This is a genomic window from Paludibacterium paludis, from assembly GCF_018802605.1.
GTDB classification, from domain to species: domain Bacteria; phylum Pseudomonadota; class Gammaproteobacteria; order Burkholderiales; family Chromobacteriaceae; genus Paludibacterium; species Paludibacterium paludis.
This window is the reverse complement of sequence record NZ_CP069161.1, coordinates 3,493,779-3,514,871: the sequence shown is the minus strand read 5'-3', so window position 1 is coordinate 3,514,871 and position 21,093 is coordinate 3,493,779. Positions and strand designations below refer to the sequence as shown.

General features: G+C 60.1%; 23 protein-coding genes. 13 read left to right on the top strand and 10 right to left on the bottom strand.

What is annotated here, in order from left to right; translation table 11 throughout:
* Positions 1 to 5: 5 nt before the first annotated feature.
* Positions 6 to 782, bottom strand: coding sequence for an enoyl-ACP reductase FabI (gene fabI, locus JNO50_RS16300; RefSeq protein ID WP_189531390.1), 777 nt, complete (start codon positions 780 to 782; stop codon positions 6 to 8).
* A 256-nt stretch (positions 783 to 1,038) separates the two neighbouring features.
* On the opposite strand from fabI, the gene JNO50_RS16295 reads away from it, so the two are divergent.
* From JNO50_RS16295 to JNO50_RS16280, 4 genes are all read left to right on the top strand, one after another.
* Positions 1,039 to 1,287 carry an FmdB family zinc ribbon protein gene (locus tag JNO50_RS16295; RefSeq protein ID WP_189531388.1) on the top strand — a complete coding sequence of 83 codons (249 nt, stop codon included), beginning with the start codon at positions 1,039 to 1,041 and terminating at the stop codon, positions 1,285 to 1,287.
* Between the two features lies 1 nt (position 1,288).
* Positions 1,289 to 1,912 (top strand): DUF502 domain-containing protein, encoded by a 624-nt coding sequence (locus JNO50_RS16290; RefSeq protein WP_189531386.1) that lies wholly within the window; start codon positions 1,289 to 1,291, stop codon positions 1,910 to 1,912.
* Positions 1,913 to 1,950: 38 nt separating this feature from the next.
* Positions 1,951 to 3,741 (top strand): aspartate--tRNA ligase, encoded by a 1,791-nt coding sequence (gene aspS / locus JNO50_RS16285; protein ID WP_189531384.1) that lies wholly within the window; start codon positions 1,951 to 1,953, stop codon positions 3,739 to 3,741.
* 303 nt (positions 3,742 to 4,044) lie between these two features.
* Positions 4,045 to 4,662 carry a peroxiredoxin gene (locus tag JNO50_RS16280; RefSeq protein ID WP_189531383.1) on the top strand — a complete coding sequence of 206 codons (618 nt, stop codon included), beginning with the start codon at positions 4,045 to 4,047 and terminating at the stop codon, positions 4,660 to 4,662.
* Positions 4,663 to 5,002: 340 nt separating this feature from the next.
* On the opposite strand, the gene JNO50_RS16275 is transcribed toward JNO50_RS16280, so the two are convergent.
* The 9 genes from JNO50_RS16275 to iscR form a co-directional block, all read right to left on the bottom strand.
* A complete protein-coding gene (locus JNO50_RS16275; RefSeq protein WP_189531381.1) occupies positions 5,003 to 5,638 on the bottom strand; it encodes a glutathione S-transferase family protein in 636 nt (211 codons plus the stop codon).
* Between the two features lie 100 nt (positions 5,639 to 5,738).
* Positions 5,739 to 5,933, bottom strand: a complete 195-nt coding sequence (iscX, locus tag JNO50_RS16270; protein WP_189531379.1) for a Fe-S cluster assembly protein IscX — start codon at positions 5,931 to 5,933, stop codon at positions 5,739 to 5,741.
* A gap of 14 nt (positions 5,934 to 5,947) precedes the next feature.
* Entirely contained in the window at positions 5,948 to 6,289 is a 342-nt protein-coding gene (gene fdx / locus JNO50_RS16265; RefSeq protein WP_189531376.1) for an ISC system 2Fe-2S type ferredoxin, read from the bottom strand.
* A gap of 11 nt (positions 6,290 to 6,300) precedes the next feature.
* On the bottom strand, positions 6,301 to 8,160 hold the full coding sequence (gene hscA, locus JNO50_RS16260; protein WP_189531374.1) for a Fe-S protein assembly chaperone HscA: 1,860 nt from the start codon (positions 8,158 to 8,160) through the stop codon (positions 6,301 to 6,303).
* A 36-nt stretch (positions 8,161 to 8,196) separates the two neighbouring features.
* Positions 8,197 to 8,730 (bottom strand): Fe-S protein assembly co-chaperone HscB, encoded by a 534-nt coding sequence (hscB, locus tag JNO50_RS16255; protein ID WP_189531373.1) that lies wholly within the window; start codon positions 8,728 to 8,730, stop codon positions 8,197 to 8,199.
* 6 nt (positions 8,731 to 8,736) lie between these two features.
* Positions 8,737 to 9,060, bottom strand: coding sequence for an iron-sulfur cluster assembly protein IscA (gene iscA / locus JNO50_RS16250; RefSeq protein WP_189531371.1), 324 nt, complete (start codon positions 9,058 to 9,060; stop codon positions 8,737 to 8,739).
* 17 nt (positions 9,061 to 9,077) lie between these two features.
* On the bottom strand, positions 9,078 to 9,461 hold the full coding sequence (gene iscU / locus JNO50_RS16245) for a Fe-S cluster assembly scaffold IscU (RefSeq protein ID WP_189531369.1): 384 nt from the start codon (positions 9,459 to 9,461) through the stop codon (positions 9,078 to 9,080).
* A gap of 20 nt (positions 9,462 to 9,481) precedes the next feature.
* Positions 9,482 to 10,699 (bottom strand): IscS subfamily cysteine desulfurase, encoded by a 1,218-nt coding sequence (locus JNO50_RS16240; protein ID WP_189531367.1) that lies wholly within the window; start codon positions 10,697 to 10,699, stop codon positions 9,482 to 9,484.
* Between the two features lie 32 nt (positions 10,700 to 10,731).
* A complete protein-coding gene (gene iscR / locus JNO50_RS16235; RefSeq protein ID WP_189531365.1) occupies positions 10,732 to 11,217 on the bottom strand; it encodes a Fe-S cluster assembly transcriptional regulator IscR in 486 nt (161 codons plus the stop codon).
* Between the two features lie 251 nt (positions 11,218 to 11,468).
* Here iscR and JNO50_RS16230 point away from each other — a divergent pair, with 251 nt between their 5' ends.
* From JNO50_RS16230 to JNO50_RS16190, 9 genes are all read left to right on the top strand, one after another.
* On the top strand, positions 11,469 to 12,590 hold the full coding sequence (locus tag JNO50_RS16230) for a beta-ketoacyl-ACP synthase III (protein ID WP_189531363.1): 1,122 nt from the start codon (positions 11,469 to 11,471) through the stop codon (positions 12,588 to 12,590).
* A gap of 152 nt (positions 12,591 to 12,742) precedes the next feature.
* Positions 12,743 to 14,335 carry an ABC transporter substrate-binding protein gene (locus JNO50_RS16225; RefSeq protein WP_189531361.1) on the top strand — a complete coding sequence of 531 codons (1,593 nt, stop codon included), beginning with the start codon at positions 12,743 to 12,745 and terminating at the stop codon, positions 14,333 to 14,335.
* Positions 14,336 to 14,712: 377 nt separating this feature from the next.
* Positions 14,713 to 15,744: an ABC transporter permease subunit gene (locus JNO50_RS16220; RefSeq protein ID WP_189531359.1), complete on the top strand. Its 1,032-nt coding sequence runs from the start codon at positions 14,713 to 14,715 to the stop codon at positions 15,742 to 15,744.
* A 14-nt stretch (positions 15,745 to 15,758) separates the two neighbouring features.
* The gene (locus JNO50_RS16215; protein ID WP_189531357.1) at positions 15,759 to 16,682 is read left to right on the top strand and encodes an ABC transporter permease subunit; all 924 of its coding nucleotides are present in this window, start codon (positions 15,759 to 15,761) and stop codon (positions 16,680 to 16,682) included.
* Between the two features lie 10 nt (positions 16,683 to 16,692).
* The gene (locus JNO50_RS16210; RefSeq protein WP_189531355.1) at positions 16,693 to 17,667 is read left to right on the top strand and encodes an ABC transporter ATP-binding protein; all 975 of its coding nucleotides are present in this window, start codon (positions 16,693 to 16,695) and stop codon (positions 17,665 to 17,667) included.
* Positions 17,664 to 18,635: a peptide ABC transporter ATP-binding protein gene (locus JNO50_RS16205; protein WP_189531347.1), complete on the top strand. Its 972-nt coding sequence runs from the start codon at positions 17,664 to 17,666 to the stop codon at positions 18,633 to 18,635. Before JNO50_RS16210 ends, JNO50_RS16205 begins: the two co-directional genes overlap by 4 nt.
* Before the next feature lie 104 nt (positions 18,636 to 18,739).
* A complete protein-coding gene (gene coaD / locus JNO50_RS16200) occupies positions 18,740 to 19,273 on the top strand; it encodes a pantetheine-phosphate adenylyltransferase (protein WP_189531345.1) in 534 nt (177 codons plus the stop codon).
* A gap of 75 nt (positions 19,274 to 19,348) precedes the next feature.
* Entirely contained in the window at positions 19,349 to 20,296 is a 948-nt protein-coding gene (locus tag JNO50_RS16195) for a class I SAM-dependent methyltransferase (protein WP_189531343.1), read from the top strand.
* Complete coding sequence (locus tag JNO50_RS16190; RefSeq protein WP_229804486.1) at positions 20,286 to 20,942, top strand: glutathione peroxidase; 657 nt, start codon at positions 20,286 to 20,288, stop codon at positions 20,940 to 20,942. The genes JNO50_RS16195 and JNO50_RS16190 overlap by 11 nt, the downstream gene beginning before the upstream one ends.
* Positions 20,943 to 21,093 lie beyond the last annotated feature (151 nt).

Sequence of the window (21,093 nt, the reverse complement as noted above, 5' to 3'; positions counted from 1 at the left end):
TGTCCTTACGCCATGATGTTGAAGCCGGCGTCCACGTACAGGGTTTCACCTGTCATGGCGCGGGCCGCATCGGATATCAGGAAGGCGGCGGTCGTGCCGACGTCCTCGATATCGACCAGCCGGTTTTGCGGTGCCCGCTCGATGGCCTGGTCGATCAGGGTGTCGAAATGTGCGATGCCGGAGGCGGCGCGGGTCTTGAGGGGACCGGGGGAGACCGCGTGGACGCGGATACCCTTGCCGCCCAGTTCATGGGCAAGATATCGCGTGGCGGACTGCAGCGCGGCCTTGACCGGACCCATGATGTTGTAGTTTTCCACCACTTTGTCGGCGCCGTGATAGCTCATGGTGATCAGCGTGCCGCCGTCGCGCATCAGCGGCTCGGCCAGCCGGGCCATTTCGATGAAGGAATAGCAGGAGATTTTCATGGCCTGCAAAAAACCGTCCAGCGAGCAGTCGGTGACGCGTCCGTGCAAATCGTCCATAGGACAAAAAGCGATGGAGTGAATGACAAAGTCGAGCGTTCCCCAAGTTTGTCCGATCTGCTCGAACACGGTATCGAGCTGGCCGGGAACGTCGACGTTAAGGGGCAGAATCAGCGGAGCCTGGAGATCCTCCGCGAGCGGGCGCACATATTTTTCAGCTTTTTCGTTCAGGTAGGTGATGGCCAGCTCCGCCCCCATTTGCCGAAGCACCCTCGCGCATCCATAGGCAATACTGTTTTCGTTGGCTATGCCGACGACCAGGCCTTTTTTTCCGGCGATGCTGTTGCGGATTGCGTCCATCGTGATTCCTCCTGCAGTGAAAAGGGTTCGATCATGAATCCATCGTAGACAGTGGATGTTGCGGTGCAATGAAAAAACATTAGGAAATTTTTCCAGGGCAGCTCAGTCGGATATAATTGGAACTTTGCTGGCGCTATTGATGGATGGGCCCGCCGCCTCCATCTAATTCCGGGTCGATGCCCGGGGTCCCCTGCAGGAACTCAGGCAGGATATGCGCAGATTATGTCAATGTCAAAGCTGGCGGAAGGAAACATCGATGCCGATTTACGAATATCAATGCGATGACTGCAAGACCCGGAATGAACACCTGCAAAAACTCAGCGATGCGCCCATCGCGGTCTGCCCCGCGTGCGGCAGTGCGCAATACCGCAAGCTGATTTCCGCTGCGGGGTTCCAGCTCAAGGGGTCGGGCTGGTATGCCACCGACTTCAAGGGGGGGGCATCCGCCCCGTCCGAACCCGCCGCGCACAGTTGCGGCACCGGAGGCTGCGGAAGCTGTCACTGACATGAAAAAAGTCAAAATGACCCTCAAGGGCTATTTGGTCACCGGTTTGTTGATATGGGTGCCGGTGGCTGTCACCTTGTGGGTGTTGCACCTGATCGTCGGAACGCTGGACCAGACGCTGAACCTGCTGCCGCGCGAGTGGCGCCCGGACCGGCTGCTCGGATTCCCCGTGCCGGGGCTGGGCGTGCTGCTGTCGCTCGCCATTCTTCTGGTGACGGGCATGCTGACGGCGAACGTGCTGGGGCAGCGTCTGTTGCGTTTCTGGGAAGCCTTGCTGTCGCGCACCCCGGTGGTCAAGTCCATCTACAGCAGCGTCAAGCAGGTCAGCGATACACTGCTGTCCGATTCGGGGCAGGCGTTCAGGCAGGCGCTGCTTGTGCAGTTTCCGCATCAGGGAGCCTGGACGGTGGCCTTCCAGACCGGGCGTCCGAGTCCTGGCGTCGCCGCGTTGATGGATGGTCGGGAATACATCAGTGTTTACGTGCCGACCACCCCCAATCCGACTTCGGGTTATTTCATCATGGTGCCCATCGAGGATACGCGCGAGCTGGACATGAGCGTGGACGAAGCGCTCAAGTACGTGATTTCCATGGGCGTCGTGGCGCCGAGCGAGAAAGCGCGTTAAGCTATACACCAATTTTTCGAATTTGATTGCAGGACAACATGCGAACTGATTACTGCGGACTGATTGACAAGAAATACCTGGGCCAGACCGTGACGGTCAAAGGCTGGGCCCACCGTCGTCGCGACCATGGCGGCGTGATCTTCATCGACTTGCGCGACCGTGAAGGGCTCGTGCAAGTGGTGATCGATCCCGATACCCCCGACGCGTTCCGCACGGCCGATGCCAGCCGCAACGAATACGTGTTGTCGATTACCGGTATTGTGCGCGAGCGTCCTGCCGGCACCACCAACAGCAACCTGGTTTCCGGCGAGATCGAGATCCTCGCCAAGGAAATCGAGGTGCTGAACACGGCGGCCACTCCCCCGTTCCAGATCGATGACGAAAACCTCTCGGAAAACGTCCGCCTGACCAACCGCGTGATCGACCTGCGCCGTCCGCAGATGCAAAAGAACCTGCGTCTGCGCTACCGCGTGGCGATGGGAGTCCGCAATTATCTGGACCGCCAGGGTTTCATCGATATCGAAACCCCGATGCTGACCCGTTCCACCCCGGAAGGCGCCCGTGATTACCTGGTGCCGTCCCGCGTGCATCCGGGCGAGTTTTTCGCGCTGCCGCAATCGCCGCAGCTGTTCAAGCAACTGCTGATGGTGGCCGGGTTCGATCGTTACTACCAGATCACCAAGTGCTTCCGCGACGAAGACCTGCGCGCCGATCGCCAGCCCGAATTCACCCAGATCGATATCGAGACCTCCTTCCTCTCCGAGAATGAGATCATGGATATCACCGAGTCGATGACCCGCGATATCTTCCGTGATGTGCTGGGTGTCGAACTTGGCGACTTCCCGCGCATGACCTATCAGGATGCCATGTTCTACTACGGTTCCGACAAACCGGACATGCGCATTGCGTTGAAGTTCACCGAACTGACCGATCTGATGAAGACCGAGGAATTCAAGGTCTTCCGCGGCGCGGCCGACATGGCCAACGGCCGTGTGGCCGCCTTGCGCATTCCCGGTGGCGCGACCCTGTCCCGCAAGGAGATCGAGGAATACACCCAGTTCGTGGCGATCTACGGCGCCAAGGGCCTTGCCTACATCAAGGTCAACGATGTGTCCCGTCCGACCAACGGCGAAGACAGCGGCCTGCAGTCGCCGATCGTGAAATTCCTCTCCGAAGCGGCGCTGCGGGAAATTCTCGCGCGCACCGGCGCCGAGAATGGCGACCTGATCTTCTTCGGCGCCGACAAGGCCAAGGTGGTGAACGAGGCGCTTGGCGCGCTGCGCGTCAAGATCGGTCACGAGAAGGGCTTCGCCGTCAAGGAATGGAGGCCGTTGTGGGTGGTCGATTTCCCGATGTTCGAGCACGACGAGGACGAGGACCGCTGGACGGCGTGCCATCATCCTTTCACTTCGCCCAAGCCTGGGCATGAGAACATGCTCGAGAGCGACCCCGGCGCATGTCTTGCCCGAGCCTACGACATGGTTCTGAACGGCTGGGAAATCGGCGGCGGTTCGATCCGTATCCACCGCGCCGAGATTCAGGAGAAGGTTTTCGCCGCGCTGAAGATTTCCCCGGACGAACAGCAGGGCAAATTCGGCTTCCTGCTGGACAACCTGAAGTTCGGCGCGCCGCCGCATGGCGGTCTCGCTTTCGGTCTGGATCGCCTGGTGACGCTGATGGCCGGCGCCGAGTCGATCCGCGATGTGATCGCCTTCCCGAAAACCCAGCGCGCCCAGTGTCTGCTGACGCAGGCCCCCAGCGCCGTCGACGAAAAACAGCTGCGCGAACTGAACCTGCGCCTGCGCCAGAAGGCCGAACCCTCGGCCTGATCCTTGCGCGGAAGTGTTTCACGATACCCCGGTGCGCCGGGGTATTTTTTTGCCGGGTGTTGCGGTTCACGGATTTCGACTGTTGTGACACACCTTGAATAAATCCTTGTGCAACCCAATATTGTTAGGGTTGTCGGTGTGTGCGATGCATGCGCACCTCGCGTGATTGGCCGCGTCAATGGACACCATTTTGATTTTCAATTGGCCGGTGTCGGCCGCGGGATTCACAATCACGCTTTGGTATCGGATCGGTCCCCTATTGACGGCCGGATCCGTCGAATCGAATCCTGAAAGGAGAACCCCATGGCTGTACTCGTAGGCAAACAAGCCCCGTTCTTTGGCAGTGACGACAAGAAATTCGGCGCCGTTCTGGGCAATGGTCAGATCGTGGACAATTTCAGCTTCAAGGACGCCACTTCGGGCAAGTACACCGTCGTGTTCTTCTACCCGCTGGACTTCACGTTTGTGTGCCCGTCCGAACTGATCGCTTTCGATCATCGTCTGGAAGAGTTCAAGAAGCGTAATGTCGAAGTGATCGGCGTCTCCATCGACAGCGAATTCACTCACAACGCATGGCGCAATACGCCGGTCAACAAGGGCGGCATCGGCGAAGTCGGCTACACCCTGGTTGCCGACGTCAAGCACGAACTGGCCCAGGCCTTCGACGTGGAAGAGGCCAGCGGTGTGGCTTATCGTGGCACCTTCCTGATCGACAAGGATGGCGTGGTTCGCCATCAGGTCGTCAATGACCTGCCGCTTGGCCGCAACATTGATGAAGCCATCCGCATGATCGACGCTCTGCAATTTTTCGAAGAGAACGGCGAAGTGTGCCCGGCCGGCTGGAACAAGGGCAAGAAGGGAATGAAGGCCGATGCTGAAGGCGTGGCTTCCTACCTCGCCGAGAACGCCAAGGATCTGTAATCCGGTCTTGGGCCAGCTTCGCTGGCCTGTGCAAGACAAGACGGCCCCTCGCTCGCTTGAGCCGGGGGCCGTTGCTTTTTGCCTTGATCGACGGTAATGTCATTGGCATTGCTTCGGGAGGGAGCTTGGCTCCGGTCTGAAGCGCGATGATGAGGGTTTTCACGGAGACGAGGCACATGATCGGAGGAATGGTTGCGGCCACGGCGCTGCTGTTCGCAGCGACCGTGCGTACTTTCCGGGCACTTGACCGCTTGCATCGCGAAATGCGCAGCAATGCGGGGCGGTTCGATCCCGCGGCGTCGTGCGACCGCGAGCCGGAGCCATTACGAAAGCCGCCGTGTCATGCCCCGGCCCGGATCTCCTCGGCCGAAGCCTCCGCCCACTCCTGCATGGCCGGCAGCGAGAGCATGTGGTCGACCCAGCCTTGCGACGCTTCGGGCAGTACGACGCCATAGGTCTTGAAGCGGAAGGCCACAGGCGCGAAGAACGCGTCGGCGATGGAGAACGAACCGAACAGGAACGGGCCGGCGAGGTGGTAGTGACTGCGCTGCTCTTCCCACAGATGCACGATTCTGGCGATATCGGCGGCCAGTTCCGGCGTGGAGGCCGGCGACTCGCGAGACGAGGCGACATCCATCGGCATTTGCCCGCGCAGGGTGGAGAAACTCGAATGCATTTCGGCGGCCATGGAACGGGCGATGGCCCGCGCCGCCGGATCCGATGGCCAAAGATGGGAACCGGGGAAGCATTCGGCCAGGTATTCGCAGATGGCCAGAGAGTCCCAGATCGTCAGTTGCTTGTCTTGGAGAACCGGAACCTTGCCGGCGGGAGTGAGGGTGGAAAGCGAGAGCCGGCTCTCGGGGGACCGCAGGTCGATGATCACCTCTTCGAAGGGCTCACCGATCATTTTCAGAATCAGCCAGGGGCGTAACGACCACGAAGAGAAATTCTTGTTACCTATGGTAAGACGGAACATGATTGGCACTCTTCAACACCGATATTCCAACATTAGACGAGTTTGCGCGGGAACATGCAAGGAATATGACAACGCCTCCGCGAGGGAGGCGTTGTCCTGATCAGTCCATCTCGTCGATCCAGGCCTGCTGAATGGCCTCCAGGATCTTCTCGCCGCCGCGGGAATGCTCGTCATCGAAGGCGGGCAGTTCGATCACCCAGTTATGCAGATCGGTAAAGCGAATGGTGCGGGGATCCACATCCGGATGAGCCTCGGAAAGTTCGATGGCCAGTTCGCCGATATCGGTCCATTTCATCACTCAACCCTTTCTCAATGATGCTCGCGCGCATGGTTGATGGTGTAGCGGGGGATTTCCACTACCAGATCCGTGTCGCCGACGATGGCCTGGCAGGACAGACGGGACGAGGGCTCAAGGCCCCATGCCTTGTCGAGCATGTCCTCTTCCAGTTCGTCGGCTTCTTCCAGCGAGGCGAATCCCTCTCGCACCACCACGTGGCAAGTGGTACAGGCGCATGACATTTCGCAGGCATGCTCGATTTCTATGTCGTGCTCGAGCAGAATTTCACAGATGCTGACGCCCGGCTCGGCGTCTTCGATCACGGTGCCTTCCGGGCACAGATCGGCGTGTGGTAAAACAGTGATGCGGGGCATCGGGGGTTTCCTCACAATTGGGCGATGTTCTGACCCTTGAGCGCGCGGCGGATGTTGCGATCCATCCTGCGCGCGGCAAAGGTATCCGTGGCTTTGTTCAATGCCGCGGTGGCTTCGTTGATTTGCCTTGTGCGCGCGGTGGCAATGGCGTCGTGCGCGCGCGCGATGGCTTCGTCGATCCGCCGGCGTTCGTCGGCCTCGAGAAGGTCGCCATCCTGCTCGATGGCCCGCTGCGTCGTTCCGATCAGGGCCTCGGCATCCACAATGGCTTCGCGCAGTTTTCTGGCTTCGATGTCTTCTTTGACATGGCTCATCGAGTCGGTCAGCATGCGGGTGACCTCGCTGTCGGTAAGCCCATAGGCCGGCTTCACCTCGATGCTGGCTTCGACTCCGGACGTCTGTTCGCGGGCATGAACGGCCAGCAGTCCGTCCGCGTCGATCTGGAAGGTGATGCGAATGCGCGCGGCGCCGGCCACCATTGGCGGAATGCCGCGCAGCACGAACTGGCCGAGTGAGCGGCAATCGCTGACCAGCTCGCGTTCACCCTGGACGACATGGATGCTCATCGCGGTCTGGCCGTCCTTGTAGGTGGTGAATTCCTGAGCCCGCGCGACCGGAATGGTGCTATTGCGAGGAATGATCTTTTCCGTGAGACCACCCATGGTCTCGATGCCCAGCGACAGGGGAATCACATCCAGCAGCAGCCATTCGTCGTCCTGCTTGTTGCCGGCCAGCACGTTGGCCTGGATCGCCGCGCCCAGCGCAACCACCTTGTCCGGATCGAGATTGGTCAGCGGGGCCTTGCCGAAGAGGGTTTCCACGGCCTTTTGCACATGCGGCATCCGCGTCGCGCCGCCCACCATGACGACACCGTTCACGTCGCCCACCCGTATGCCGGCGTCGCGCAAGGCCTTGCGTACCGGAACCAGGGTTTTATCGACCAGGGGCCGGGTAATGGCGCGGAATGTGGTGACGTCCAACGTCAGGTCCACGGCCATTCCGTCGGACAGCAGGCTGGTGATGCGCGCTTCGTTGTTCGAGGTGAGCGCTTCCTTCGCCTCCCGGGCCCGGGTGAGCAGCAATCGCGCATCTTTGGCGCCAAGACCGGAGAGGCCGGCTTCCTGAAGTATCCAGCAGTAAACGCGATGGTCGAAATCGTCGCCGCCAAGCGCGGAGTCGCCGCTCGTGGCCAGTACCTCGAATACCCCGCGGGTGAGGCGCAGCACCGAGACGTCGAGGGTTCCCCCGCCAAGATCGTAGACCACGTAGGTGCCTTCGGATGCGTTGTCCAGACCATAGGCGATGGCGGCGGCGGTGGGTTCGTTAAGCAGACGCAGGACGTTCAGACCCGCGATTCGCGCGGCGTCCTTGGTGGCCTGGCGTTGCGCGTCGTCGAAATACGCCGGTACGGTGATCACGGCGCCGGCCAGCTGTCCACCCAGTGCCCCCTCGGCGCGTTCGCGCAGTGTGGCGAGGATGGCCGCGGAAATCTCCACCGGGCTTTTGACTCCGGCGCAGGTCTGGATTTGAACCATTCCCGGCGCATCGACGAAGCGGTAAGGCTGGGTGGCCGGGTCCGGAATGTCGCGGATTCCCCTGCCCATGAACCGTTTTACCGAGACGACCGTGTTGGCCGGATCCCGGCTTTGTTCGGCCTGTGCCCGATGACCGACCGTGGTCGCGCCGTTCTCGTGGTAGCGCACGACGGACGGCAGCAGGGTGTGCCCGTCCTGGTCGCCAAGAACAACGGCGGAGCCGGAGCGTACCGTCGCGACGAGCGAGTTGGTCGTGCCAAGATCGATACCGACGGCCAGCCGGTGTTCGTGAGGCGCTGAAGAGAGGCCGGGTTCGGCGATTTGCAAGAGAGCCATGGCAAACTTATGGGTTGTGAAACCGGCGCGCGCCGCTCAGCCGAGCTGGGCTTCGATGGCGTCGCCGATTTCCTGTTCGAGTTTTTCCAGAAAACGCAGTTTCCGCACCAGCAGGGCGGCGGCATCCAGGTCGCGCGCGTCATCGATCGCGTTCGCCAGCGCCTCTTCCATGCGCCTGATATCGCCGGCCAGTTCGGCCGACAACGCATCCAGACTGTCGATCGAGCCTTCGTCGGCGGCTTCCTCGATGCGTTCGCGCCACTGCATCTGCTCGATCAGGAACTCGGCAGGCATGCTGGTATTGGTTTCTTCCAGCGTGGGAATTCCTGCCAGTTCCAGCAGATAGCGGGCGCGTCCAAGCGGCGTTTTCAGGGTGTCATACGCTTCGTTAACCCGCGTGGCCATCATCAGCGCCACCCGTTGCTCCGCCGCGGTTTTGGCGGCGTTGCGGTCGGGGTGGACCTCCATGGCCAGGCGCAGTCGCGCGCGCTCCAGTTCCGCCACCTCGATACGGAAGCGGCGCTCAAGGCCGAACAGCGCGAAGTAGTCCTGAGTGAAGGCGGAATCCATATCGCGTCAGACGTTGAAGCTTTCGCCGCAACCGCATTCGTTCTTGACGTTCGGATTGTTGAAGCGGAATCCCTCGTTCAGGCCTTCCTTGACGTAATCCAGTTCGGTGCCATCGATATAGGCCAGGCTCTTTGGGTCGGTGAACACCGTAACGCCGAAGCTGTCGAACGTGATGTCGTCTTCGCCCGCCGCATCGACGAACTCGAGTTTGTACGCCATGCCGGAGCAGCCGGATGTCTTGACGCCCAGACGGATGCCCAACCCCTTGCCGCGTTTGGCGATGAAATTGCTCACATGCGTCGCCGCGCGCTCGGTCAATGTGATAGCCATAACCGTTTCCTCCGATATCACAGTCCGTGCTTGGTCTTGTAGTCGCTGACGGCGGCCTTGATGGCGTCCTCAGCCAGAATCGAGCAGTGGATCTTCACCGGGGGAAGCGCCAGTTCTTCGGCGATTTCCGTGTTCTTGATGGCCAGCGCCTCGTCCAGCGTCTTGCCCTTCACCCATTCGGTGACGAGCGAGGAGGACGCGATCGCGGAACCGCAGCCGTAAGTCTTGAACTTCGCGTCCTCGATCACGCCGTTGTCGCCCACCTTGATCTGCAGCTTCATCACGTCGCCACAGGCCGGCGCGCCGACCATACCCGTGCCGATCGTCTCGTCGCCTTTGGCGAAGGAGCCGACATTGCGGGGATTTTCGTAGTGATCCAGAACTTTGTTGCTGTAAGCCATTGCCTTCTCCTGCGATGCGTTCAGTGAGCGGCCCACTGGACGGTGTTCAGATCGATGCCTTCCTTGTACATTTCCCACAGCGGCGACAGTTCGCGCAGCTTGCCGATCTTGCCGCGCAGCAGCTGGACGGCGAAGTCGATCTCGTCTTCGGTGGTGAAGCGGCCGATGGTGAAACGGATCGAGCTGTGCGCCAGCTCGTCGTTGCGGCCGAGGGCGCGCAGGACATAGGAAGGTTCGAGGCTCGCCGAGGTACAGGCCGATCCGCTGGAAACGGCCAGCTCCTTGATCGCCATGATCAGCGATTCGCCCTCGACGAAATTGAAGCTGACATTCAGATTGTGCGGCACTCGCGCGGCAAGATCGCCATTGACATAGACTTCCTCCATGTCGCGGATGCCGTTCCACAGTCGGTCGCGCAATGCGCGGATACGGACGTTTTCGGTGGCCATCTCCTCGCGCGCCAGACGGAACGCCTCGCCCATGCCGACGATCTGGTGGGGGGCGAGCGTGCCGGAGCGGAAGCCCCGCTCGTGACCGCCGCCGTGCATCTGGGCTTCGAGCCGCACACGCGGCTTGCGGCGGACGTAGAGGGCGCCGATGCCCTTCGGTCCGTAGGTTTTGTGCGCGCTGAAGCTCATCAGGTCGACCTTGAGCTTCTCGAGATCGATCTCGACTTTGCCGGTGGCCTGGGCGGCGTCGACATGGAAGACGATGCCCTTTTCCCGGCAGATCTCGCCGATGGTCTCGATGTCCTGGACCACACCGATCTCATTGTTGACGTGCATGACCGAGACGAGAATCGTGTCGGGTCGCAAGGCGGCCCTGAAAACGTCCAGATCGAGCAGGCCATCGTCCCTTACGTCGAGGTAGGTCACCTCGAACCCCTGGCGTTCCATTTCACGCATGGTGTCGAGCACCGCCTTGTGCTCGGTTTTCACGGTGATCAGATGCTTGCCGCGGGACTTGTAGAACTGGGCCGCTCCCTTGATCGCCAGGTTGTCGGATTCCGTCGCACCCGACGTCCAGATGATTTCCTTGGCGTCGCAATTGACAAGACGCGCGACGTTTTCGCGCGCCGCCTCTACCGCCTCTTCGGCCACCCAGCCGAAGCTGTGGCTGCGCGAGGCGGGGTTGCCGTAAAGCTCGCTGATGTAAGGAATCATTTTTTCGGCGACGCGCGGATCCACCGGGGTGGTCGCCGAGTAGTCCAGGTAGATGGGAAGCTTCAGTTCACTCATTTTATGGGGTTCTCCACTCGCTGCTTCGGTGTTCAGGCGGTCGGCGCCACGCGGTTGCGCGGTGCGCGAGCCACGCTGGCTTCGCGTTTGTCCTGAATCACGGTGTTTTCCTTGGCGCGCTGCTCGTCGACAAGATTGGCGAGGCTCACCTCGGAGAGGTAATCGTAAATGGTGGCGTTCAGGCGGGTCCACAGGTCATGCGTCATGCAGCGGTTGTTGCCGTGACAGTTTTCCCGGCCTCCGCATTGCGTCGCGTCGACAGGCTCGTCGACGGCGCGGATGATGTCCGAAACGGAGATGGTGGCGACGTCGCGCGCCAGGGTGTACCCCCCGCCGGGACCACGTACGCTGTCGACGAGTTCGGCGCGTCGCAATTTGCCGAACAGCTGTTCCAGATAGGAGAGCGAAATGCTCTGGCGTTCACTGATGCCGGCCAGCGTCACCGGCCCATTGGCTTCCCTCAGTGCCAGGTCGAGCATGGCCGTGACGGCGAAGCGGCCTTTGGTGGTCAAGCGCATGGTTCAGAAACTCCGGTGGGTGGTCTTGGAATCGATTATAGCGAATTTCCGAGTAAAATAGTCAACTATTTTTTATCCGGATCGAATAGGGTCCGGTTTGTAATCTTGATAATTTTACTCGGTTTTTGTTTGACTGGGGATGATTTTGCAGGGGATTCGGGCCTATGGTGTATGATTGCCTACTGGATTGTGGGCTAACTACGGACGCCGTTCTCCGGAAGAGGGCGGGCCGACTCTGGAATAACCATTACATGAACAAAGTCGTCATCAGCGGCACCGGTCTCTTCACGCCGCCTTTTTCCATCAGCAATGAAGAACTGGTGACATCGTTCAATCACTATGTCGCTTCGTACAACGCGGCGCATCGCGAGGATATCGAAGCGGGCCGCCTCGCCGCGCTTGCCGAGTCGAGCGCCGAGTTTATCGTGAAGGCATCGGGAATCCGGCAGCGCTATGTCATGGATCGCGAGGGGGTACTTGATCCGGAGCGGATGGTTCCCCATTTGCCCGAGCGGGCGAACGAAGACCTGTCGTTGCAGGCCGAGATGGCGGTGGCGGCGGCCAGGGATGCGATGGCGCGCGCGGGCCGCCAGGCGTCCGATATCGACATGGTGATTGTCGCCTGCTCGAACATGCAGCGCGCTTATCCCGCGATGGCGATAGAGGTGCAGCAGGCGCTGGGCATCGAAGGTTATGCCTTTGATATGAACGTTGCGTGCTCTTCCGCGACGTTCGGCATTCAGGCCGCGGTCAACGCCATTCAGAGCGGGCAGGCGCGCGCTGTCCTGATGGTTAACCCCGAGATTTGCTCGGCGCATCTGAACTTCCGCGACCGGGACAGTCACTTCATCTTCGGCGATGCGGCGACCGCCATGGTGCTCGAGCGCGCCGATGCGGCCGTGTCGGCTTGCCGTTTCGAAGTGATCGGATCGAAGTTGGCCACCGTGTTTTCCAGTCATATCCGCAACAACTTCGGTTTTCTTAACCGCTGCGACGGCAGCGGGATCGGCCAGCCGGACAAACTGTTTGTTCAGCAGGGACGCAAAGTGTTCAAGGAGGTCTGTCCGATGGTCGGCGAGCATATTGTCGGACATCTGTCATCCCTGGGAATCGAACCGAGCGGCGTCAAGCGCTTCTGGCTGCATCAGGCCAACCTGTCGATGAACCAGCTGATTGCCCGGCGCGTGCTGGGCCGCGATGCTTCCGAGCAGGAAGCGCCGGTGATTCTCGACCGCTATGCCAATACCAGCTCGGCCGGTTCCATTATCGCTTTCCACCTGTACAGCGAAGACATGGCGGCCGGCGATACCGGCGTGATCGCTTCATTTGGCGCCGGATATTCGGTCGGCAGCATTGTGGTAAAAAAAGGCTGACGGTCTTGTCCGGAGTCTGTAAAAAAACCCGGATTTGAGCAAGGTCAGCAGGGGGAGCTTGTCAAAAGTTCCCCCTCTGCATAATGTATCCCCTGTAATGTGCAAGCCAGGCTTGCGTTAATTACATAAACATACAAAGGAATGGGGAAATTATGCGAGTTATCATCAAGACAATGCTGGCTGCCGGTTTGATCGCCGGCGTTTCCGCCGCGAATGCCGCCGGCACCCTGGTTTATTGCTCGGAAGGCAGTCCGGCGGGCTTCGATCCCGCCCAGTACACCACCGGCACCGATTTTGACGCGTCGGCCGAAACGGTGTTCAACCGCCTGGTCCAGTTTCAGCACGGCGGTACCAAGGTCGAGCCCGCCCTTGCCGAAAAATGGACCGTGTCCCCCGATGGCAAAACGTATACCTTCTCGCTGCGCAAAGGGGTGAAATTCCATACCACCGAATATTTCAAGCCGAGCCGCGAATTCGGCGCGGATGACGTGGTGTTCACCTTCCTGCGCATGCTGGACAAGAACCAGCCGTTCGCCAAGGCCTATCCGGCCGAGTATCCATATTTCAACGACATGGGGATGAACGAGAACATCACCAAGGTCGAAAAAGTCGACCCGCTGACGGTACGCTTCGTGCTGAAGGACGCCGATCCGGCCTTCTTGCAGAACCTCGCCATGTCGTTCGCCTCGATCCATTCCGCTGAATACGCGGACAAACTGATCAAAGAGGGTAAGCCCGCCCAATTCAATCAGCAGCCGGTCGGCACCGGCCCGTTTGTCTTCAAGCGTTACCAGAAGGATTCCCAGATCCGTTATGTCGCTAACAAGGACTACTGGAAAAAAGGTGAGGTGAAGATCGACAATCTGGTGTTCGCCATCACCACCGATCCTTCGGTGCGGGTACAGAAGCTCAAGGCCGGAGAGTGCCAGGTGACCCTCAACCCGCGTCCTGCTGATGTGGCCGGCCTGAAAGCCGATCCCAAGCTGCGTGTCGTCAGCCAGGCGGGTTTCAACCTCGGCTATGTGGCCTACAACGTCAAGCACAAGTTCCTCGACAAGCTGGAAGTCCGCCAGGCGCTGGATATGGCCGTGAACAAGAAGGCCATCCTCTCCGCGGTTTACCAGGGGACGGGCCAGCTTGCCACCAATCCGATGCCGCCGACCCAGTGGTCGTACAATAAGTCGCTGAAGGATGCTCCTTATAATGTCGATGCGGCGAAAAAGCTGCTGGCCAAAGCGGGTTATCCCAACGGCTTCGACATCACCCTGTGGGCCATGCCGGTTCAGCGTCCGTACAATCCCAACGCCAAGCTGATGGCCGAAATGATCCAGGCCGACTGGGCGAAGATCGGCGTCAAGGCCAAGATCGTGTCCTACGAGTGGGGCGAATACATCAAGCGAGCCAAGAACGGCGAGCACGATGCCATGCTGATCGGCTGGACGGGTGACAATGGCGATCCGGACAACTGGCTCGGCACCTTGCTCAGCTGCGATGCCATGAAGGGCAACAACTTCTCCAAATGGTGCTACAAGCCTTACGAGGACCTGATCCAGAAGGCCAAGCACACCACCAATAACGCGGAGCGCACCAAGCTTTACATGAAGGCGCAGGAAATCTTCAAGGCTCAAGTGCCGTTCACGCCGATCGCCCATAGCACGGTCAATCAGCCGATGCTCAAGTCGGTGGGGGGGTTCAAAGTGAGCCCGTTCGGCCTGAACTCGTTCTACGACGTCAGTGTGAAGTAAACAACAATAACAAGCAGTGAGTCCCGGGAACGGTATTCCCGGGCTGCAACAACGGTGTCCGCGACCGGCTTCAAAGCCGGTCGGCGGGGCGCCCGGCTGCGGGATGCAAGGAGGCGGCGCCGGCAGGCTGCCGCGGGGTGGTGGTTTGACGTGGGTCAAGCGCGGCCGGAGCGTCGCGTGATACTGTGGTGCCGTCGTGATGGTGGCGCCGCTGGTATACGGTGGGTGGTTCGGGGGCTTCATCGTCACGACCCTTCCATGCGCCGTGGGCGCGTCGTTTACCGCTGTTCCCCAATCTTGTCCAGGCTGTCCGGGTTTCCCTGTCCGATGCGGGTGCCGTCATTCGGCGGTTTTGCCGCCGACACGGAGAAACACGCATGTTCGCATTCATTTTCCGGCGCTTCGGGCTGCTGATTCCGACATTCATCGGCATCACGCTGCTGACGTTCAGCCTGATTCACATGATCCCCGGCGACCCCATCGAAGTGATGGTGGGCGAGCGCAACCTGGATCCGGCCATGCACGCCGCGGCGATGCACCGGCTCGGACTCGATAAACCGCTTTACCTTCAGTACATCGATTACATCGGGCAACTGGCCCATGGCAATCTTGGCGAGTCCATCCGGACCCGGGGGCCGGTGCTCGACGAGTTCCTGACCCTGTTCCCCGCCACGCTGGAGCTTGCCGTGTCGGCGATGCTGTTCGCCGTGTTTTTCGGTTTGATCGCGGGGGTGGTCGCGGCCATCTACCGCGGCAAGTTCGCCGATCACGGCGTGATGGGACTGGCGCTGACCGGTTTTTCCATGCCGATTTTCTGGTGGGGCCTGATCCTCATCATGGTGTGCTCCAACTATCTGCACCTGACCCCCGTGTCGGGCCGCATCGACCTGATCGCTTACGACATTCCGCCGCGCACCGGTTTCATGCTGATCGATGCCTGGCTGCTCGAGCGGGCCGATCCGGCCAATTACGCGGGAGCCTTCATTGACGCCCTGCGCCACCTGATACTGCCGACCATCGTGCTGGGTACCATCCCGCTCGCGGTCATCGCGCGGATGACTCGCTCGTCGATGCTTGAAGTGCTCAAGGAGGACTATGTCCGCACCGCCAGGGCAAAGGGCCTGTCGCCGCTCAAGGTGATTTTCGTGCACACGTTGCGCAATGCCCTGATTCCGGTCCTGACGGTGATCGGGCTGCAGATCGGCACGCTGATGGGGGGCGCGGTCCTGACCGAGACCATCTTTTCCTGGCCGGGGATCGGCAAATGGCTGATCGATGCTATCGGCAGCCGCGATTATCCGGTGATACAGAGCGGCCTGCTGCTGGTGGCCACGCTCGTCATCATGGTCAACTTCGCCGTTGATATTCTTTACGGCGTCGTCAATCCGCGCATTCGCCACGCCAAATAAGCGGGAGTTCTCTCATGTCTACGCAAAAACAAACCGCAATGACCGCCTCGCCGGACGCGGCCGTGGCCAGTTATCCTTCGCCGTTCAAGGAGTTCTGGCTGGCGTTCAGCCAGAACAAGGGGGCGGTGGCCGGTCTGGTGTTCATGCTTGTTGTCACGCTGGCCGCCATCTTCGCGCCGATCGTCGCGCCGCACAGCCCGATCGAGCAATATCACGAGCATTTGCTGACGCCGCCCGCATGGTGCGACGGGGGAAGCTTCACGTTTCTTCTGGGCACGGACGAGGCCGGGCGCGATCTGCTGTCGCGGCTGATTTATGGCGCCCGCATGTCGCTGCTGATCGGCCTCTCGTCGGTGATCATGGCGCTGATCCCCGGCGTGGTGCTGGGACTGTTCTCGGCTTTTTTCCCGAAAATGATCGGCAGCCTGACGATGCGCTTCATGGATGTCCTGATGGCGTTGCCGTCGCTGTTGCTCGCCGTGGCGATCGTCGCGATTCTCGGCCCGGGATTCATTAACAGCATTATCGCCATTGCCGTCGTCGGGTTGCCCGCGTATGTGCGCCTGACCCGGGCATCCGCCATGGCGGAGCTTAATCGCGATTACGTGACCGCTTCGCGCGTCTCCGGTGCCGGACTGTTGCGTCTGATGTTCGTGACGGTGCTGCCCAATTGCATGGCGCCGCTGATCGTTCATGCGACGATGAGCTTTTCGTCGGCCATTCTCGAAGCCTCCGCGCTGGGCTTTCTCGGCCTCGGGGTGCAGCCGCCCTCCGCCGAATGGGGCACCATGCTGGCTTCCGCCCGGGACTACATCGAACGCGCCTGGTGGGTCGTCAGTCTGCCCGGTCTTACCATTCTGTTGGCCGTGCTGTCCATCAATCTGATGGGCGATGGTCTGCGCGATGCGCTGGATCCGAAACTGAAGCGGATTGCGTAAGGAATACATCATGAATCTTCTGGAAATTCAGAATTTGTCGGTGGCCTTCGGCGCCGCCGATCATCCGTTCAGAGCGGTCGACGGACTGGATCTGACCGTTCGGCAAGGGGAGATCGTCGGCATTGTCGGCGAATCCGGATCCGGCAAGTCGGTGACCATGATGGCGATGATGGGGCTCCTGGAGGGGCAGGGCAGAATCAGCGCAGACCGGCTCAGTTTCGACGGCAAGGATCTGCTGACGCTTGGTTCCCGCGCCCGCCGGCGCATTGTGGGCAAAGACATTTCGATGATCTTTCAGGACCCGATGACAGCGCTCAACCCGAGCTTCACGGTGGGCTACCAGATCATGGAAGTGCTCCGCGAACACTTGGGACTGCGTGGCTCCTCCCTGAAAAAGCGCGCTCTGGAGCTGATGGAGATGGTGGAGATTCCCGCCGCCGCAAGCCGGCTCGGGGCGTATCCGCATCAGTTGTCGGGCGGGATGAGCCAGCGTGTGGCCATCGCGATGGCGATCGCCTGTCATCCGAAGCTGCTGATCGCCGATGAGCCGACCACGGCGCTGGATGTCACCATCCAGGCCCAGATCATGGATCTGCTGGTGAGTCTTCAGCAAAGTCAGAATATGTCCCTGATCCTGATCACCCACGATCTGGCGGTGGTCGCCGAGATCGCGCACCGCGTGGCGGTGATGTACGCGGGGCAGGTTGTCGAGCTGGCGAGGGTGCCCGATATCTTCGTCGCGCCAGCCCATCCTTACACCGAGGCCCTGCTGGCCTCGATTCCGGAACACAGCAAGGGTGCGCGTCGCCTGAGCACGCTGCCGGGTATCGTGCCGGGGCACCATGACCGCCCGGCCGGGTGCCTGTTGTCCCCCCGGTGTCCCTATGTCCAGGACACCTGTCGCAGCGAACGTCCCGTTCTGACGGGGCAGGGTGGCGCCGCGGTCCGTTGCCATTATCCCCTGAACGTCGAGGAGGCCCGATGAGTACCGTTATGCAAGCACGGGATCTGGCCCGTTATTACACCGTTTCGCGGGGGTTCCTCAAAGGGCATGCCACAGTCAAGGCGCTCAATGGGGTGTCCTTCGATCTGCAGGCCGGCAAAACACTGGCCGTGGTTGGCGAGTCCGGCTGCGGCAAATCCACCCTCGCCAGGCAATTGACCCTGATCGAGCCTCCCAGCGCCGGTTCGTTGGTGCTCGGAAACACCGATGTCGCCAAGGCTTCGCGGCAGGAGATCGCCGCGTTGCGCACCAAGGTTCAGATGGTGTTCCAGAACCCCTACGCATCGCTCAATCCTCGCCAGAAAATCGGCGACCAGCTGGGCGAGCCGCTGCTGATCAACACTCACCTGACACGGGCCGAGCGTGTCGAGAAGGTTCGCGCGATGATGAGCAAGGTCGGGTTGCGGCCTGAGTTCTTCTACCGCTATCCGCACATGTTTTCCGGCGGGCAGCGGCAGCGTATCGCGATTGCCAGAGCCATGATGCTCAATCCGAAAATCGTGATCGCCGACGAGCCGACCAGCGCGCTGGATGTTTCCATTCAGGCGCAGGTGCTGAATCTCTTCATGGATCTGCAAGAAGAGCTCCACACCGCGTATGTATTCGTCTCGCACAACCTCGCGGTGGTGGAACATGTGGCGGATGATGTGCTGGTCATGTATTTGGGGCGTACGGCGGAAATGGGCAGCAAATCCCTGATCTATTCCCGTCCGCTGCATCCTTATACACAGGCTTTGTTGTCGGCGACGCCGAGCATCCGGGCCGAGGACCGGCGGGTGAAGATTCCAATCCGCGGCGAGCTGCCAAGTCCGATGAATCCGCCGGACGGCTGTGCGTTCCACAAGCGTTGCCCGCATGCCGTGGAGCGCTGCCGGGAGGAACTGCCGTCATTGCGCGAGCTGGACGGGCGCCAGGTGGCGTGTCACCGGGCGGAGGAAATCAACGGCTGATACACTGGATGGAACCTGTCGCGAAAACCCCGCCCGGGCGGGGTTTTTTTCGCGCCGCAGCAAAAATGCCTTTACCCGCAGGTTTGCGCAGGATACATTCCGCGATGACACACATACCCAAAAGAGGAAAGCACCAATTGAAGCGTGCCGTGTATGCCGGGAGTTTCGATCCGGTCACCAATGGTCATCTGTGGATGATCCGCGAGGCCGTCGAGCTGTTCGACGAACTGGTGGTTGCTGTTGGCGTGAATCCGGACAAGCGCTGTACCTTCAGTGTCGATGAGCGTGTCGAATTGCTCAGGGCGGTGACGCGCGGCTTCAACAAGCTGAAGGTGGACGTGTTCGAAAACCAGTTTCTGGTCAATTACGCTCAATCGACCGGTGCCAATTACATCGTGCGGGGTATTCGCACGGCCAGCGATTACGAGTATGAGCGCACCATGCGCTACATTAATTCCGATCTGCAGGGCGATATCACCACGATCTTTCTTATGCCTCCCCGCGAATATGCCGAGGTGTCATCGACCATGGTCAAGGGCATGGTCGGGCCGCGGGGATGGGAGCAAGTGATTCGCCAGTATGTGCCCGAGCCGGTTTACCGGAAACTGGTGGCCATGTACCAGGAGTCGGGCGGGTGAACGGCCCGATTTTGGTGGCTCGCGCGCCAGCCTTCGGTTGGCGCGTTTTGTTTTATTGAGTTTTGAGGTAACACAATGGTGGATGTCAGCGCTTTTGCAAATCGCCTGGCCAAGAATTACAAGCATTACGGCAAGTGGGCCAAGCGTCAGGGACTGGATGCCTGGCGAGCCTATGACAAGGATGTGCCGCAGTTCCCGTTGGCGGTCGATGTGTATGGTGACCATTGCCACCTGCAGGAGTACGACACCGGATGGGACATGGACGACGAGGCCCATGCGCAGTGGCTGGCGGCGATTGTCGAGGCGATTGGCCAAGTGACCGGCGTGCCGACCGAGCGCATCGTGACCAAAACGCGTCGTCGCCAGAAAGGCGAAAACCAGTATGAAAAGCTCGGTGCATCCGGCGAGGATTTCGTGATCGGTGAATACGGCCTGCGTTTCATTGTTAATTTGCGAGACTATCTGGATACCGGCTTGTTTCTCGATCACCGCAATACCCGTAAACGGGTGCGTGACGAGGCTGCCGGCAAGCGTTTTCTGAACCTGTTCGCCTATACGGGCAGTTTCACGGTGTATGCGGCAGCCGGTGGGGCGCCGTCGTCGGAGACAGTCGATCTGTCCAATACCTATCAGGGCTGGGCGAGGCGCAACTTCGAGCTTAATGGCCTGGACCCGGCAAGGCACACGCTGGTGCGCGCCGATGTGTTCCAGTACCTGGCCGATGCGATCGCGACCGGCAAGCGTTTCGATATGATCGTGATGGATCCTCCGACGTTCTCCAATTCGAAGAAGATGCTCGATACGCTGGATGTGCAACGGGATCATTCCGTCTTGATCACGCAGGCCATGAAAGTGCTGGCGCCGGGAGGCGTTCTGTATTTTTCCAATAACCTGCGATCGTTTGAGCTGGATCCTTCCTTGCCCATCCTCTATCGGGTTGAGGAGTTGTCCCGGCAATCGGTGCCGGAGGATTTTCGCAACAAGAAAATCCATCGCTGTTTCGCGATACGGCATGCCGACTGAGGCCTGGTCATCGCAGACCCCGCCGGCACGGTTTGTCCGTTGGCGGGGTCTTCTCTATAGTGGGGCAAGATATTCGTTCGATGGAGCTGCCATGAAAACGTGGATCGTACCTCTCTTTCTCCTGCCGTCGCTGGCGGTTGCCGCGGCCTCCTGTCCTTCCTTGATGAATCGTTCTTTGCCTGCGCTCATGGGAGGGCAGGTGAGGTTGTGCGATTACGCGCAACAGCCGGTGTTGGTGGTGAATACGGCAAGCCGCTGTGGATTCACTCCGCAATTCACCGGCCTGCAGAAACTTTTCGAGACCTACAAGTCCCGTGGGCTGATGATTATCGGTGTGCCCAGCAACGATTTTTACCAGGAGCTGGAGAGCGCCGGCGAAATCGGCAGTTTTTGCCAGGCCAACTACGGTGTCTCCTTCCCCATGACAGGAAAGCTCCATGTCCGGGGCGGCGATGCGGATCCTTTTTTCAAGGACCTGATCAAGGCCACGGGGGAAAGTCCGAGCTGGAATTTTCATAAATACCTTGTGTTGCCGGACGGGAAGGTTAAGGCGTTCGGAACGCGGACTCCGCCGGAATCCGATGAAATCGTCAATGCTTTCTTGCCGTATCTGAAGCCTGCGGCCCCGGCGGGAGCGAGTAAATGACGTGATGGCAAGTCCCCTGTCCCGGACTTTTTCTGATTTTCCGGCACGCCGTTGAATTCTGAATTTATTGTTTTTCAATGGCTTAAGTGATTTCCTGGTTTTTTGTAGGATGAAGGTGTTGACGTGTGTGGGTTGGGGGGGTATAGTTCGC